Genomic DNA, 14,777 nt, shown 5'->3' with positions numbered 1-14,777 from the left:
TCCGAAACCCCCAGTCCCGCCGCGACTCTCGCGGCGGGACTTTTTCGTTTCCGGAACCCGCATACAGCGTGCTAGGACTCTGATGTGGATTCGTTTCTGAAACGACAGGCAGCGATCCGGCTGGCGAGGACGGATCAGCTGGCGGAATTGCGGAAGTGGGCCGATAACGGGGATCCGCAGGGGTGCAGGCAATTGGCTGTTGCGCTGGTCCGTGCTGGGCGGATCGGTGACGTTCGGGAGCGGATGGCGGGAGGAGACCTCTATTCGGCTCGCGCACTGGCGAATTGGCTGGCACGGGAGAAGCGGTTCGATGAGGCGATCGAGGTGATGCGGGTGGTGGCCGAGTCCGGCGGCGTCGGTGCTCGGAGGCGGCTGGCGCGGCTGCTTGCCGGGCAGGGGCACGTCGAGGAGGCCATCGCGCAGCTCGAGCGTGTGCCCGAACCGCACCGGTATGGGAAGGCCGCGACGTGGGCGGCAAGCCAGTGCCGCTTCGATCTGCTCCGGGAACTCGCGGCGACCGGAGACTCGTCCGCCGCAGCGCAACTCGTGTACGCGGTAGAGAGACTGTGGGACTACGCGCGCTTCGCGGAGGCTGTCGATCTGCTGACCGATCTCGATCCGGGTTTGCCGCAGCACGACGGTATCGATATTCGCATGGTATGGACCGCGAACCGGTGGCGGGTCCGCCGACTCCATCTGCGCGATGAAGCCATAGATCTGCTGGGTGGAACGAGTCATCCGATCGGTCGCCGGGCACTGGCCGGATTGCTGCTCATACAGGGACGATACGACGAAGCGGTCGCCGAGCTTCGGGCGCTGATCGCCGCGGGTGACCACGTCGCCGAGGAGCGATTGCGAGTGGAGTTGCGCCGCGAGCGACCGGTGCTGGAACTGCGAGCATTCGAGCACTGCGCCGGAGGATTCCAGGCGGTCGCTTTCAGTCCGGACGGCACCATGCTGGCCACCTGCGACGGCAATAACCACGCGATCGTCCTGTGGAGTGCCACGTGCGGCGAGCACCTGCACACCCTGGATACGGAGTACCTCGTCTCTGCTCTCGCCTTCAGCGAGGACGGCACCATGCTCGCCGCGAACGGCTGGGGTAGAGCGGGCCTGTGGGACACGGCCACCGGAGATCGCCTGCGCGAAATCGGTACGGAATCCGAGTACGGCAGTGGCGTAGCCTTTCTCGCGGATGGCACGCTGCTCGCGGGCGAGACGACGTGGAGCATCGGCACCGGTGACCCCGTACTGGTCCTGGATCCGGATAAGCCCGCGGACCGCTTCGCCAAGCGAGTCACCGCCATCGCGGTGGGACCGGGGGTGCTGGCTACCTGCACCGAGCGCCGGGATAAGGAACCCATGGAGAATCCGACTGTGCGGCTGTGGGATTCGGCCACGGGCGAGCGCATTCGCGATCTGCGGATCGAGAATCAGCGGTTCGTCGAGCACCTCGCCATCAGCCCCGACGGTGATCTGTTGGCCGCTGCTAGTAAGAGCGGTGTGTGGTTGTCGGGCCTCAGCAGTGAGCAGATCCGCCGCATCGGCGACGAAGGTGCCCATGCGATCGCCTTCCACCCCGCCGGTCATCTCCTGGCGACTGCCCGCCGCAATGGCTGGGTCAATGGCGGAGTGCGACTGTGGAACCCGGTGACAGGGACCTTGGTCGGTGAGTTGGACGCGACTGCCAACTCGATCGCCTTCAGCCCGGACGGCAAGCTTCTCGCCACCGCGGACGAGGGTAGCGGACTGGTATGTCTATGGGACACCGCACGTTTCGAGTCTCAACGGTCAGGCGACAGGTGAGTGTCGAGGAAGTCGAAGAATGGGGTTGTTATTCGGGAGGGGTATAGGAAGCCGTAGCCGAGGAAGAGGTGGTCGGCGCGGGGGTAGATGATCAGGTTGTGTGGGACCTGGGCTGCTGTTAGGGCGCGGTCGAGGAGGATGCTTTGGTCGGGGGCGACTATGTGGTCTATTGCGCCGTGCTGGATGAGCATTGGGGCGGTGTTCGGGGTGATGTGGGTCAGGGGGCTGGCGGCGCGGTTGAGGTCTGGAGATTGGGAAGGGAGGCGGCCCAGGAAGTGTGATTCGGGTGAGTTCTCGGTGTCGTGGCGGAGCAGGACCGGTGGGATGAGGTGGTCGTCCATGCGGGCGAAATCGGTGGGGCCGTACCAGTCGACGGCGGCTTGGACTCGGCTGGAGAGGCCGGTGACACCTACCTCGCCTTCGAGTTCCGCTACGTCGCCGGTGGTGGCCAGCATGGCGGAGAACCAGCCGCCGGCGGATTCGCCCCAGGAGGCGAAGCGGTCGGGGTCGAGGTTGAATTCCTTTGCGGTGGAACGCAACCAGCGGACTCCGGCTTTCACGTCGTGCAGCGGTAGGGGGAATTGGGCCTCGCCGGATAGGCGGTAGTCCAGGCTCGCTACCGCATAGCCTCGATCGACCAGATCGGCGAAGATGCTCAGCGAGTTGCGAAAGCCTGCGATGGGCAGCAACCCGGTCTTGTCGAATGCGGCGAAGGCTCCGCCGTGGATGTAGACGACCGTCGGGCGCGGCCCCGGCCACCGCGCCGCATCGGGGGTGTACAGGTCCAGTGCGAGATCGCGATTCGGTTCGACGGTCGCGTACACGAGGTTGTAGCGGGCCAGGCCGCCCTTCGCGAACGAAATCCCTTCCGGGCCCGCCGATGCGCCGGGCATTCGGCGAGAGACGGCGGAGACCACGAATTCTCCTGCGGCGCAGACGCGCTCGAACACCGTCATCAGACGGAGGCGGCTGTGCGTTGCAGTGCCGCGAGCAGAGCGGCCGTGTCGACTACACCGTAGCCGTAGTCGTTGTCGAAGCCTGGCGCGCCGCGATCGGTTGCGGTGTTGCGCAACAGGTCTCGCAGACGAGCAGGTGGGAGGGCGGTCGCGGACCATTGGGTGCGGATGGCGGCCACTACGCCCGCGGCGACCGGGCAGGCGGCGGAGGTGCCGGTATCGGGTTCGGTGGCCCCGAAGGCCGTTGAGCCGAGAAAGTGCGTGTACGAGCAGATATCGGGTTTGCGGGCGCTGAGACGGCCGGGGCCCTGGGAGGAGTAGCCGACGCGGGTGCCGGTGTTGTCGACGCCGCCGATGCTCAGCGCGCTGAGGTGCGAGTTCGCGCCGCCGATGGGTTGATCCTTGTACGCGCAGCGGCCGTCGGGGCAGTCGCGACCGCAGTTCCCGGCGGCGAAAAGGATATCGGCTCCGGCGGATTCGAGCGATCCCACGATCACGTTGAACGGGTGCGAGGGATTGTCGGAGTAGTTCCCGGGGTTGCCGACCGGGAAGTCCCACTGCGGTGAGAACGACCCCCAGCTGTTGCTGACGACCAGGGCGCGAGTGGCTTCGGGCTGATCGCTCAGCACGGTCCGCAGCTGCGCGAAGGCGGCGACCGCATCGGAGAGCAAGCCGTCCATCACGCTGCCGCCGTGCCGGGCGCTCTGCAATACGGGATAGTCCAGGAACGTCGCCTGCGGTGCGGCGATGAGTGCGTCGAACGCGCACATGGATCCGTGCGCGACCGGGAACTCGCCCGGCGCACCGGTGACACCGGCGGGATTCCAACTGCGCTTGGCATCGATGGCAGGCGGTGTGCCCCGCACCTTGCCGACGAACGCGGCATTGATGCCGGTATCGAGAATCGCCAGCGCCACACCCGCCCCGGTAAGCCCCGCGGTCCCGAGTTGAGTTGTGTGCAAACGTGATTCGATATCGTGCCAGGTTCCGACGGCCGGAGTTCCGCCGCAAGTGAGGTTGTTCTCGATCACCGGATCCGCGAACACCCCGGTGACCGTGGCCGATCGATTCAACAGCCGAATGCCGGGCGTGATCTCGTCATCGGGAATCTCCCCGCGCACCAGCACCGTCGCGTCCTCGAGCGCCGCCGAGTAGGTCGCCCCACCGGATGCGGAGGCGATCGGCCCCACCCCGGGCAGCAGCACCGGCGTATACGAATCATCGAGCGTGAACCCGCCGGATTCGCCCAGCACCTCGGACGAGCGAACCGTGATCCCGGGATCTGCCACCGCCGCAACCAGTTCGGCCGACGGGCGAAGCTGAATCAGAAGACGCATCCCGCCATCCTGCCGCCATTCGTCGCATCTCGCGCGAATCGTGATCAAAATCAGCGCGCACCAGCGCAATACGCCGGTCTCATTCCGGCCGCGTGACCATCCGCACCATGAGATCGAGGGTGTACTCGAATTCGCGATCGCGGTCGAAGCGAGCCAATTCGGAAGCGGCCGCGGCCAGTTGCGGCAGTCCGGACTCCTCCAGGGTGCGGCGGCGTTCGGCGATGCCCTCGATATCGGCTGTGCCGAAGGTCGGCCCGGCGGAGACCTCACGAAGCAAGGTTCCGATGAGAGTGGCCAGCAGCGTTCGCAATAGATGGACCGATTCGCCCGGATCTCTTCCGCTTCGGCGCAGCAGGGCCAGAATCGCGTTGGTCGGTGCGAGCCCGGCCGTCGAGGAGAGTTGACGGGTCAGCACCAGCGTCGCCGCCTCCGGATGCGCGTGCGTCACACGGCGGAATTCGTGCGCGAGGGCACGCAGATCGGCCTCGATCGAATCGGTCTGCGGCGGTATCCGCAGCTGGCCGAGAATGTATTCGGCGACGGCGTCGAGCAGGTCGTCCTTACCGTCCACATGGTGGTACAGGCTCTTGGCGTCCACGCCGAGCACCCGGCCGACGGATCGCATACCCAGCGCCGCGATGCCTTCGGTATCGATCACCGTGAGCGCCGCCGACTGGATCGCCGCGCGCGAGAGCTGCGTCTCATGCTTCGGCGGGCGGCCGCGCCGAGGTGGGATAGCCGGATCGGTCATGGTTCCACCATTGCATATTTCCACGGCGTGGGTTTAATCTGGCGACTATTCCCACGTCGTGGGTTTACAGGAGATCCTCATGACCGACCGGTTCGCCATGCCGTCCGCCGAAGTGCTGCGTGCGCGCGAAAAGCTCGTCCTCGACCACTTCCACGATGAGGTGCGCCAGGACTGGGACGATGTACTCGCCACCTTCCCGCATCCGCGCTACGAGATCATTCCCACGCTCACCGTCCACGACGGCGATACCGCGGTGCGCGGCTACTACCACGACACTCGTGTCGCCTTCCCCGATCAGGATCACGAGATCATCGCCCTGCGGCACAGCGCCGATGCGGTCATCGTCGAATTCTGGCTACTGGGAACACATTCGGGCCCGCTCGGCGCGATCCCGCCGACCGGTTCCCGGCACCGCACCCGCATGACGGCCTACTTCGTCTTCGACGCGGACGAGAAGCTGATCGCCGAGCGCATCTACTTCGACACCCTGACCATGCTCAAACAGCTCATCGGCGGACTGAATCTGCGCGACCCACGCACCTGGCCCCTGGTCATTCGCGCCCTGCGTGGATTACTCGCCATGACAGGCGATCCCAACCCCGCGCTCGTCGACACCCCGGCGGCGGATCTCGCGGTCCGATGAGAGTCCATCACCTGAACTGCGGCACCATGCGCCCGCGAGCCGCACCCGGCGGGCTGGTCTGTCACGTACTGCTCATCGAGACCGGAAACGCTCTCGCACTGGTCGATTCGGGACTCGGACTGCACGACGCCGACTCCCCCGGCGCGCGCTTCGGCCTCGCCCGTCACTACGTCCGGCCGCTCTTCGATCCGGCTGAGGCGGCAATCACCCAGATCCGGGGACTCGGGTTCGATCCCCGGGACGTCCGGGATATCGTGCTCACCCACTTCGACGCCGACCATGTCGGCGGACTCGCCGATTTCCCTTGGGCACGAGTGCATCTCACCGATGCGGAAGCGCTCGCCGCCCGCCATCCGCGCAGCCTGGTCGAACGACAGCGCTACCGCCCCGCCCAGCGCTCACACACCCCCGATCTCATCGCCTACGAGCCGACCGGCGAAGCCTGGCACGGCTTCGAGAGCGCCCGGGAACTCACCGCCATCGCACCGGGCGTAGTGCTGATCAACCTCCCCGGGCACACGCGCGGTCATGCCGCGGTGGCCGTCGACGCCGGTTCGCGGTGGATTCTGCACGCGGGTGACGCCTTCTACCATCACGCCCAACTCGACGGTACGGATACGGCCCCGCTCAGCCTCACCGCGATGGAACGCCTGGTCGCTGCCGACTGGTCTCGCGTGCGCGCCAACCATCAACTCCTGAAAGAACTTTGGACCGCCGCCGACCCCACCCTCACGCTCGTCAACGCCCACGATCCGCAACTGCTGACCCGGGCACGGGAACGGTCCGAGCCGGTCATCGATATGCCCTGATTAGCGACAATGTTGGGTGGAAACCCTGAGGCGCGAATCAGCTACCACTAGGCACACTTGCAGGATGGATAGATTGCATGTGGTGGGCGGCTCCGCCGCTGCCGAATCCCTGCGCATCGCGCTCGACGCCGATGCCGGTCGTCGCCAGGACACCGTCATCGAATTCCCGGACAGTCTGGACTGCGGACCGCTGCAACCCGATGACCCCGCGGTCCGCGTCGAATGGTGGGGTTGGCTTACCGAAATGGTGCTCGCGCAAACCGGCAGCCATTTCGCCCCGCTGGGCGAACTGCCAGGGGAACTTGCGGCCTTCTGGGAACAGGTGGACAGCGCCCGGTCACCTGTCATCTGGTACGGCCGCGACAACGTCGCCGAACAGTCGATGTTCCACAAGATCTGCGCCACCCGCCCCGACACGGCGTTCGATGTGGTCGAGATTCCCGGCGCGGTCGGTGCGCAATCGCCGGAATCGCTGGCGAAATCGCTCTCCGAGATCCGGCCGCTCACCCGAGCCGAACACGATGCGGCGATTCGCGACTGGCACACCCTCGAACAACAGAACCAGCCGTTTCGCGTCATCACCCGTGCCGGACTGTCCTCGGCCCCGGCCGACCACTATGACGCCGCGATTCTCGAAGCCGCCGGATCGGAGTGGACCGTCATCGCCCGAGCCGTGGGCCCGGTGATGGCGGATATGAACGTCGGCGACTCCCCGCTCTTCTGGCGGGTCAAATCGCTCGTCGATTCCGGAGCCCTGCTCGCCGACGGCAACCCCTGGCTCCCGCGCCAAACCAAGATCAAACGCGCCAACCCTGATCAGTAGCCCACGGCGAGCCGGTATCGGACGCGATGATTTTCGCCGTGCTGCGACGTCTGAAGTAGCGGATCACTCTATTCGGAGGTGGAGCATGGCTGAAAGTCCGGTGTTGGTGCCGAGTGTGCTGTTGGAAGGATTGGCGGTGGGTGAATCGCCGCGGTGGCACGAGGGACGGCTGTGGCTCTCGGATTGGCTCGCCGGTGAGGTGATGTCGGTCGATGCGGCGGGAGTGCCGACCGTCGAATTGAAGATGTCGGGCTTACCGTTCTGTTTCGATTGGCTGCCGGACGGCCGGTTGCTGATTCTGTCGAATGACCAGGGGCGCAAGCTGTTACGTCGCGAGGCCGACGGCACGCTGGTCATCCACGCCGAACTCGCCGACGTATCGCCCTATCCGTGGAACGAGATCGTGGTGGACGCGCACGGAAACGCGTACATCAACTCGATCGGCTTCGACATGATGAGCGGTGAGGACCCCAAACCCGGTGTGCTGGCAGTGGTTTCGCCGGACGGCGCGGTGCGGCAGATCGCCGATGACCTGCGTTTCCCCAATGGCATGGTGATCACCCCGGACGGCTCGACACTGATCGTCGCGGAATCGCATGCCAAACGGCTGACCGCCTTCGATATCGCCGCCGACGGAGACCTGGTGAACCGGCGCGTATGGGCCGAGGTGGACGGCTATCCGGACGGTATCTGCCTCGACGCCGAGGGCGCGGTATGGGCGGCTGCGATGGAGCGCTGCCTGCGCATCGAGGAAGGCGGACGGGTCCTCGCCCGGGTCGAACTCGACCGTGCGCCGTTCGCCTGCATGCTCGGAGCCGAAACCCTGTATATCGTTGCGGCGGAATGGAAAGGGGCAGAAGGGATGACACTCGCAAACAGGACGGGCCGAATCCTCGCCGTGCAAGCCCCGGCACCGGGTGCAGGGCATCCCTGACCTCGGCAATTATCCGGCACTTCGGCAACTTCGAATATGCGAAGCACGACCGTGCCATAACGTGGAGTTTCACCGGGCCCGGACACGAAGGGATGGGCAGATGCGGCAACAACCGGCGGCGATCGGATTTCTCCGCCACGATGTGTCGGGCACGCACCAGCGCTGGGATAAGGCTCAAATGCACCAGCTGGCAAAACGTTTGGGATACGACCTGTGTCAGACACTCGTCCTGGGGCCGGAGACGGGCGAACTCATCGATGAGGTGCGCACGGCCATCACCGAGGCCGAAGCCGATGCGGTGATCACCCCGAGCCTGGATCATTTCGACGGCGAGATCCCCGACCCCCTGGTCGAGGTCGCCGACCTCATCACCGTCACCCCGGAGAACACCTACGCCCGCTGGAGGGTCCCGCCCACTCCCAAATCCTGACTACAGCAGCTCGCGTACGCGTTTGGCGAAGGCTTCGGGATCCTCCATGAATCCGCCGTGCCCGCCGGGAAAGAGTTCGGGCTCGATATCGAGCGCGGCGGTGAGCTGGCGCGAGGTGCGATCACAGAACAGACCTGCGGACGTTTCGCCGATCCCGACGATGATCCGCACGGGAGTGGCGCGCAATCCGTCCAGATCCGGCCGCCAGCCCGCGGTGCCCTGAAACTCGTGCAGGTAGAAAAACCGTTCGGAGGCAAGGTCTTCGGTGCTGCGCTCACCGCCGAAGACCTCCTGGAAAACCGGTTCCGGCAGCGTCAGCCCGGTGCTGGCGAAGAACTTGCGGACCGCGGGAAGAATCTCGCCGCGGGCATAGGTGGCGATGATGTCATCCGCCTCGGCGCGGTGCTCGACGCGATCGTCGAGCAGCTCACGCAGCGGCGGCTCATGCGCGATCAACGTGCTCACCACTTCGGGGTGATCGAGGACCAGCGCCAGACCGGTGATCGCACCGCCGCTGGACCCGATGACGATGGCAGGTCCCGCATCGAGGTTGGTGATCAGGCGAGCCAGATCATCGGCCCGCAATTCGGGGGTGGAGTCCTGTTCGGTATCGGTGAGGGTGCTCTGACCGTGCCCGCGCGGATCCGGCGTCAGCACCGTGTAATCGGTCGCCAGCAGTTCCGCCAGCGGGGCGAACGGGACCGAATCCATAGGCGCGCCGACGAGGGCGACAAGCGGTCCGCTGCCTCGGGTTTCGTAGTAGAGACGACCATCGGGGACGGTCAGGAATCCGGATGTGACGGGGGCGGGTGAGGTCATGGTTTCTCCCAGCGAGCTAACTGCGCGGATACCAATGCAGACGGTACGCCGGGACGTTATTCATCGGCTCGGATCGACCGAGTCGATTTCCTCGGCTGTGTGCGGTGCCGCGGCGGCGTTAGTGCGCGTTTCCGGCGGTCGCGCCGCCCACGAGGACAGGATGCGCAGCGCCTCGTGACTCGCTGAGCCGATCGGCGCGGTATAGGTGACCAGGGACTGTTCGCTGGCGGAAAGCACCTGTAGCACTTGCCAATCCAATTCCAGATCGCCGACCACGGGATGGCGCAGGCGTTTGCGTCCGCCCGCCACCGCCCGTACGCTGTGCCCCGCCCACCAGCGCCGGAAGTCGGCGTCGCACACCGATAATTCGCCGACCAAGCTCAGTAGCCGGGGATCGCCCGGGGTGCGGGCCGCTGCCATCCGGAGCCGGTCCACGGCCTCGGCGGCCACCGCCTCCCAATCGCGGAACACCGCCCGCATGCGCGGTTCCAGGAATACCAGCCGCACCAGGGCGCGCTGGTGGGCGGGAATCTCACCGAAATCGAGGAAAAGCGCTGCGGCAGCGGCATTCCAGGCCAGGATGTCGGTGCGCGGACCCAGGACGAACGCCGGTGCGGTGAGGGTATCCAGCAGATCGCGCAGCGGCGGGCTCACCTCCGGCGCGGCGTGGCCGCCACGCACGGGCCGCGCCTGCACCAGCATGCGCAGATATTCGTGCTCGGCCGCGCTCAACCGCAGTGCGGTCGCGATGCCCGTCAGTAGATTCTCCGAGGCAGCCGCGACGCGCCCCTGTTCCAGCCGCGTGTAGTGGTCGACGCTGACCGAGGCCAGCAGCGCCACCTCTTCGCGGCGTAATCCCTTGACCCGGCGCGGATTTCCGATGGCCGGCAGGCCGACATCCGCCGGGGATATCGCCGCCCGCTTGGCCTTGAGGAATTCGCCCAACTCGCTCACCGGGTCAGTCTCGCATTGCGGGAGCGGGTGTTCCTGGGGGTGCCATCCCCCGGAACGGCGAGTCCAGCCACGACAGCACCCTGGTCGGAGGTGCCGAGTCCGGCGAATCTCATTGGCATGACGAATATTTCGCTCTACTCCGCGGCCCGCATCACCGCCGCCGGACTGAAGGCCGCCGCCGCCATCGACACTCCGATGAATATCGCGGTCGTGGATGCCGCCGGACATCTGCTGCACTTCGTTCGGATGGACGACGCCATGCTCGGCTCCATCGATCTCGCGCAGCGGAAAGCCAAGACCTCCATCCTCTTTCATATTCCGAGCGCCCTGCTGGGCACGCTGTCCCGCCCGGACGGGCCGATCTACGGCATCGAGTTGAGCAATGACGGGCTCGTGTCCTTCGGTGGCGGCCTGCCCATCACCGATGCGCGGGGGCGGGTGATCGGTGCGGTCGGTGTTTCGGGCGGTACGGCGGATCAGGACGTGGAGGTGGCGCAGGCCTGTCTCGCGGCGTTGTAACCGGGTTTGCCCGAACCTTGTTCCTATGTATATTAGGTTTCAACCTACGAATCATAGGAAGAAGGCGATATGAGGTCCGATACCCTGCGCGTGGCCGGTGCGACCATCTATTACGAGGTGCGCGGCGATGGTCCATTGCTGCTGCTGATTCCGGGCGGCGGCGGTGACGCCGCGGTGGTGGACCCGATCGCGGATCGACTGGCCTCCCACTTCACGGTCGCCTGCCTGGATCCGCGCGGGTATTCGCGCAGCACCATCGATGCGGGGGAACCGCTGGATCAGCGCGTCGAAGTGCAGAGCGATGATGTGCACCGGCTGATCACCCACCTGACCGATGAACCCGCCTATGTCTTCGGCGGCAGCAGCGGCGCGATCGTCGGCCTGGATCTGCTCGCGGGCTATCCGGAGCGGGTGCATCGGCTGGTCGCGCACGAACCGCCCTGTTTCGCAATCCTTCCCGATGCGGCGGTACAGCGCGCCTTCATCGATGAGGTGTACGCGCTGTTCCGCGCCGAAGGGCCGGGTGCGGCCGGTGCCCGATTCCTGGCGGGCATCGGCGGCACGATGAAGCCGTTGCCGGACTCCTCGGAATTGCCGCCGCGAGCACAGGCCATGATGGCGCGGCTCGTCGCCAATGGCCCGATCATGCTGGAACACGAACTGCGGCAGTTCACTTCACATATCCCGCATATGGACGCGCTGGTGACGGTGACCGACCGCCTGGTGCTGGCATCGGGCCGCGACACCGGCCTGCACCTGCCCGCGCGCCCGGCGGCCGTGCTGGCGGACCAACTCGGAATGGAGGTCACCGAATTCCCGGGCGGTCACAGCGGCTTCACCGATGAGCCGGAGGCCTTCGCCGATTTGCTGCTGGAGATCTTCTCGGTTCCGGCGGTGCGAAGCGCTTGATCGGGCGTCGCTTATCGTAAGTATTCACTTCGAATCTGTTCCACCCGTGTTGCTTTCGTGTATTTCTTGATCTGGGCGACCGGTTGGGGAGCCACCGTTGAGGGGATGAGCATGATCGTGGTGACGGGCGCGACCGGCAATGTCGGCGCGGATCTGGTGGCGGCGCTCGCCGATGGCGGGGAGCCGGTCCGGGCGCTGGTGCGCGATCCGGAACGGGCGGAGCTGCCGGCCGGAATCGAAAGCCGCGCGGCCGATCTGACGGCTCCGGACAGTCTCGCGGCGGCATTCGAGGGCGCGCGTGCGCTATTCCTGCTGCCGGGATATCCGGGCGTCGCCCAGGTGGCCGCGAAGGCGGGCGTCGAACATATCGTGCAACTGTCCGGGGTGTCGGCGGCGACCGGCGATACCGGCAATGCGGTGACGCGCTACATGATGGCCTCCGAGCGCGAGGTCACCGAATCCGGTGCGGCCTGGACGATTCTGCGGCCGTGCGCCTTCGATTCGAACGCATTGCGCTGGCTGCCGCAGCTCGCGGCGGGTGATGTGGTGCGTGCCCCGTTCCCTGAGGTCCGCACCGCTTCGCTCGATTCCTACGATCTGGCGGCGGTGGCCTCGCACGCGCTGCGCGAGGACGGCTATCGCGGCGAAATCCTGTGGCCTACCGGTCCGGAAGCGTTGCGGCCCGCGGATCAGGTGGCCATCCTCGCGCAGATCCTGGATCGGGACCTGCACTGTGTCGGACTGTCCGATGAGGAGGCGCGCACGGAAATGCTGCGCACCACCCCGGTCGACTACGTGAACGCCTTCTTCGATTTCTATGTCGACGGCGCGATCGACGAATCCATTGTGCGGAACACCGTCGAGGAGATCACCGGACGTGCACCGCGCACCTTCGCCCAGTGGGCAACGGTGCACGCCGATGCTTTTCGCTGACTAGCCCGTCAGACCGCGCCGGGCCAGCAGCGGCTGGATTTCGGGAGCGCGCCCCCGGAATGTTTCGTACGCCGCGAGCGGATCGACCGATCCGCCCTTGGCGAGCAGGCCGCGGCGGAATCGCTCACCCTTCTCGCGGATCGGCGCCGCACCGTCTTCGAACCATTGCACGGTGTCGGCGTCGAGCACCTCACTCCAGATGTAGGAGTAGTAGCCCGCGCCGTAACCGCCCGCGAAGATATGCGCGAAGTAGCCGGTGCGATAGCGCGGCGGAATCGCCGAGAGTGCGAGCCCGGCCTTGTGCAGCGCCGCCTCTTCGAACAGCTCGGCGTCGATATCGGCGGACTGGTCGGCGGTAATGCGATGCCAGGCCCAATCCAGCAGGGTCGCGCCGAGGTATTCGACGGTGCGGAAGCCTTCGCCGAATCGTTCTGCCGCCGCGCGCTTTTCGAGTAGTTCGGCGGGAATCGGCTCGCCGGTCTCCACATGCCGGGCGTAGTTGGCCAGGATTTCCGGGCGGCTCGCCCACATCTCATTGACCTGGGACGGGAATTCCACGAAATCCCGTGGCACGGCGGTTCCGGCGAAGAACGGGTACCGCACATCGGAGAACAGGCCGTGCAGGGCGTGGCCGAACTCGTGGAAGAGCGTGCGGACGTTATCCCAGGTCAGCAGTGCCGGTTCGGATTTGGGCGGCTTCACGATATTGAGGTTGTTCACCACCACGGCCCGGGTGCCCATCAGCTCGGACTGGCCGACGAGTTCATTCATCCACGCGCCGCCGCGCTTGGACGGGCGGGCGAAGAAATCACCGAGGAACAGGCCCAGGCCGCTGCCGTCGGCGTCGAAGACCTCGAAAACCCGCACCTCGGGGTGATAGCCGACCAGATCGGTGCGCTCCGAGAACGTCAGGCCGTACACCTGTTCGGCGGCGTAGAAGACGCCGTCGCGCAGTACCCGCTCCAATTCGAGGTAGGGGCGCAGGGCGTCCGCGTCGACCGAGAAGCGTTCGGCCCGCACCTTCTCCGACCAGAATTGCCAATCCCAGGAACGCAATTCGGCATCGCCGGACGCCTCGCCCGCGCGCATGGCGGTCGTCAATTCCGCCGCCTCGCGTTCGGCATTGGTGACGGCGGGGCCGATGAGCTGGCTCAGCATTTCCTCGACGGCGTCGGTGGTGGTGGCGGTCTGATCGGCGACGATATACGAGGCGTGATCCGGATAGCCGAGCAGTGCGGCGCGCGCGGCACGCAGGCGGGCGATACGGCCCGCGAGTTCGGCATTCGGATTATCGCCGAAGCCGCGACCCAGCGAGGCCATCATCATGCGCCGGCGGACTTCGCGATCGGCCAGTTCGGCGAGCACCGGCTGATTGGACACATTCTGCAAACTCAGCGCCCAGCCATCGTGGTCGAGCGAGCGCGCGTTCTCGGCGGCGGCGGTGACCGCGGCGGGCGCTAGCCCGGCCAATTCGCCTTCGCTGTCCAGGAATAGGGTCGCGGCCTTGGTGGCGGCCATGATGTTGTGCTTGAACTCGGTGGTGGCGGAGGCCAATTCCATATTCCAGGCGCGCAATTGATCCCGCTCGGAAGCGCTCAGCGCCGCACCGGCCCGCACGAATCGGTTGTAGTAGCGCTCCAGCAGTCGCGATTCCTCGGCGCTCAACCCGAGCGTGTCACGCTGGTCGAACAGCGTGCGAATGCGGGCGAACAGGTCCTGATTCAGCAGCATGGCATCGCTGAGCGCGGCCAGTTTCGGCGACATCTCCGATTCGATGGCCTCACTGCCCGGCGTGGAATCCGAGGAGGAGATATTGAAGAACACATTCGCGACCCGGGTCAGGATCGCACCCGAAAGCTCCAGCGCCACCACGGTATCGGCGAAGGTCGGCGCGGTCGCCGTGGCCGCGATGGCGTCGATCTCGGCCAGCTTCTGCGCGATGCCCGCTTCGAAAGCGGGCAGATAATGCTCCTCGCGGATCTCCGCGAACGGCGGCAGCTGATACGGCAGGGTGCTGGGTTCGAAGAACGGATTGCTCACCCCGCAAACCCTATGCCGGAACCGCGAGCGGGGTACACCGGACACGGGTGCGGCGTGGGGGGGGGCGGGCGGGGGGGGGGGGGCGGGGGAGGGCGCCCGCCGGGGGGGTGCGCG

15 protein-coding genes are annotated in these 14,777 nt (G+C 66.2%); 9 read left to right on the top strand and 6 right to left on the bottom strand.

All coding sequences use genetic code 11. The features are described 5' to 3' along the window. Positions 1-84 precede the first annotated feature (84 nt). Positions 85-1,806, top strand: coding sequence for a WD40 repeat domain-containing protein (locus tag ACFC0O_RS39120; RefSeq protein WP_375967170.1), 1,722 nt, complete (start codon positions 85-87; stop codon positions 1,804-1,806). Here the strand turns inward: ACFC0O_RS39120 and ACFC0O_RS39115 are convergent. From ACFC0O_RS39115 to ACFC0O_RS39105, 3 genes are all read right to left on the bottom strand, one after another. Next, a complete protein-coding gene (locus tag ACFC0O_RS39115; protein WP_375967169.1) occupies positions 1,785-2,762 on the bottom strand; it encodes an alpha/beta hydrolase fold domain-containing protein in 978 nt (325 codons plus the stop codon). The two genes, ACFC0O_RS39120 and ACFC0O_RS39115, sit on opposite strands and share 22 nt — an antisense overlap. Next, positions 2,762-4,099, bottom strand: coding sequence for a S8 family serine peptidase (locus tag ACFC0O_RS39110; RefSeq protein WP_375967167.1), 1,338 nt, complete (start codon positions 4,097-4,099; stop codon positions 2,762-2,764). Before ACFC0O_RS39110 ends, ACFC0O_RS39115 begins: the two co-directional genes overlap by 1 nt. 79 nt (positions 4,100-4,178) lie before the next feature. Then, a complete protein-coding gene (locus ACFC0O_RS39105; protein WP_375967165.1) occupies positions 4,179-4,850 on the bottom strand; it encodes a TetR/AcrR family transcriptional regulator in 672 nt (223 codons plus the stop codon). A gap of 79 nt (positions 4,851-4,929) precedes the next feature. Here ACFC0O_RS39105 and ACFC0O_RS39100 point away from each other — a divergent pair, with 79 nt between their 5' ends. The 5 genes from ACFC0O_RS39100 to ACFC0O_RS39080 all read left to right on the top strand — a co-directional run bounded on the left by ACFC0O_RS39100 (position 4,930) and on the right by ACFC0O_RS39080 (position 8,489). Further along, positions 4,930-5,493: an ester cyclase gene (locus tag ACFC0O_RS39100; protein ID WP_375967163.1), complete on the top strand. Its 564-nt coding sequence runs from the start codon at positions 4,930-4,932 to the stop codon at positions 5,491-5,493. Beyond that, positions 5,490-6,302, top strand: coding sequence for an MBL fold metallo-hydrolase (locus ACFC0O_RS39095; protein WP_375967162.1), 813 nt, complete (start codon positions 5,490-5,492; stop codon positions 6,300-6,302). Before ACFC0O_RS39100 ends, ACFC0O_RS39095 begins: the two co-directional genes overlap by 4 nt. Before the next feature lie 64 nt (positions 6,303-6,366). Then, entirely contained in the window at positions 6,367-7,125 is a 759-nt protein-coding gene (locus ACFC0O_RS39090) for a DUF3658 domain-containing protein (protein WP_375967160.1), read from the top strand. Between the two features lie 85 nt (positions 7,126-7,210). Then, positions 7,211-8,059 (top strand): SMP-30/gluconolactonase/LRE family protein, encoded by an 849-nt coding sequence (locus ACFC0O_RS39085; protein ID WP_375967159.1) that lies wholly within the window; start codon positions 7,211-7,213, stop codon positions 8,057-8,059. Between the two features lie 100 nt (positions 8,060-8,159). Continuing rightward, a complete protein-coding gene (locus ACFC0O_RS39080) occupies positions 8,160-8,489 on the top strand; it encodes a hypothetical protein (RefSeq protein ID WP_364634570.1) in 330 nt (109 codons plus the stop codon). Here the strand turns inward: ACFC0O_RS39080 and ACFC0O_RS39075 are convergent, their stop codons facing one another. Both ACFC0O_RS39075 and ACFC0O_RS39070 read right to left on the bottom strand, forming a co-directional pair. Further along, positions 8,490-9,308 carry an alpha/beta fold hydrolase gene (locus ACFC0O_RS39075; protein WP_375967157.1) on the bottom strand — a complete coding sequence of 273 codons (819 nt, stop codon included), beginning with the start codon at positions 9,306-9,308 and terminating at the stop codon, positions 8,490-8,492. It lies immediately after the preceding gene. A gap of 60 nt (positions 9,309-9,368) precedes the next feature. Further along, positions 9,369-10,262, bottom strand: a complete 894-nt coding sequence (locus tag ACFC0O_RS39070; RefSeq protein WP_375967156.1) for a helix-turn-helix domain-containing protein — start codon at positions 10,260-10,262, stop codon at positions 9,369-9,371. Between the two features lie 117 nt (positions 10,263-10,379). On the opposite strand from ACFC0O_RS39070, the gene ACFC0O_RS39065 reads away from it, so the two are divergent. The 3 genes from ACFC0O_RS39065 to ACFC0O_RS39055 all read left to right on the top strand — a co-directional run bounded on the left by ACFC0O_RS39065 (position 10,380) and on the right by ACFC0O_RS39055 (position 12,623). Beyond that, positions 10,380-10,781 carry a heme-binding protein gene (locus ACFC0O_RS39065; protein ID WP_375967155.1) on the top strand — a complete coding sequence of 134 codons (402 nt, stop codon included), beginning with the start codon at positions 10,380-10,382 and terminating at the stop codon, positions 10,779-10,781. A 69-nt stretch (positions 10,782-10,850) separates the two neighbouring features. Then, entirely contained in the window at positions 10,851-11,690 is an 840-nt protein-coding gene (locus ACFC0O_RS39060; RefSeq protein WP_375967154.1) for an alpha/beta fold hydrolase, read from the top strand. Positions 11,691-11,795: 105 nt separating this feature from the next. Next, positions 11,796-12,623: an NAD(P)H-binding protein gene (locus tag ACFC0O_RS39055; protein WP_375967153.1), complete on the top strand. Its 828-nt coding sequence runs from the start codon at positions 11,796-11,798 to the stop codon at positions 12,621-12,623. On the opposite strand, the gene ACFC0O_RS39050 is transcribed toward ACFC0O_RS39055, so the two are convergent. Then, a complete protein-coding gene (locus ACFC0O_RS39050) occupies positions 12,624-14,663 on the bottom strand; it encodes a M3 family metallopeptidase (protein WP_375967152.1) in 2,040 nt (679 codons plus the stop codon). Positions 14,664-14,777 lie beyond the last annotated feature (114 nt).

This window comes from Nocardia sp. NPDC056100, from assembly GCF_042266325.1.
Classification (GTDB): domain Bacteria; phylum Actinomycetota; class Actinomycetes; order Mycobacteriales; family Mycobacteriaceae; genus Nocardia.
The sequence above is the reverse complement of the archived record's forward strand: the minus strand, read 5'-3'. Positions and strand labels throughout refer to the sequence as shown.

Coding starts and splice junctions, on each gene's coding strand:
- ACFC0O_RS39115 (WP_375967169.1), bottom strand. CDS start 2,762: ATGACGGTGTTCGAGCGCGTCTGCGCCGCAGGAGAATTCGTGGTCTCC.
- ACFC0O_RS39085 (WP_375967159.1), top strand. CDS start 7,211: ATGGCTGAAAGTCCGGTGTTGGTGCCGAGTGTGCTGTTGGAAGGATTG.
- ACFC0O_RS39055 (WP_375967153.1), top strand. CDS start 11,796: ATGAGCATGATCGTGGTGACGGGCGCGACCGGCAATGTCGGCGCGGAT.
- ACFC0O_RS39090 (WP_375967160.1), top strand. CDS start 6,367: ATGGATAGATTGCATGTGGTGGGCGGCTCCGCCGCTGCCGAATCCCTG.
- ACFC0O_RS39075 (WP_375967157.1), bottom strand. CDS start 9,308: ATGACCTCACCCGCCCCCGTCACATCCGGATTCCTGACCGTCCCCGAT.
- ACFC0O_RS39060 (WP_375967154.1), top strand. CDS start 10,851: ATGAGGTCCGATACCCTGCGCGTGGCCGGTGCGACCATCTATTACGAG.
- ACFC0O_RS39110 (WP_375967167.1), bottom strand. CDS start 4,099: ATGCGTCTTCTGATTCAGCTTCGCCCGTCGGCCGAACTGGTTGCGGCG.
- ACFC0O_RS39100 (WP_375967163.1), top strand. CDS start 4,930: ATGACCGACCGGTTCGCCATGCCGTCCGCCGAAGTGCTGCGTGCGCGC.
- ACFC0O_RS39095 (WP_375967162.1), top strand. CDS start 5,490: ATGAGAGTCCATCACCTGAACTGCGGCACCATGCGCCCGCGAGCCGCA.
- ACFC0O_RS39065 (WP_375967155.1), top strand. CDS start 10,380: ATGACGAATATTTCGCTCTACTCCGCGGCCCGCATCACCGCCGCCGGA.
- ACFC0O_RS39105 (WP_375967165.1), bottom strand. CDS start 4,850: ATGACCGATCCGGCTATCCCACCTCGGCGCGGCCGCCCGCCGAAGCAT.
- ACFC0O_RS39080 (WP_364634570.1), top strand. CDS start 8,160: ATGCGGCAACAACCGGCGGCGATCGGATTTCTCCGCCACGATGTGTCG.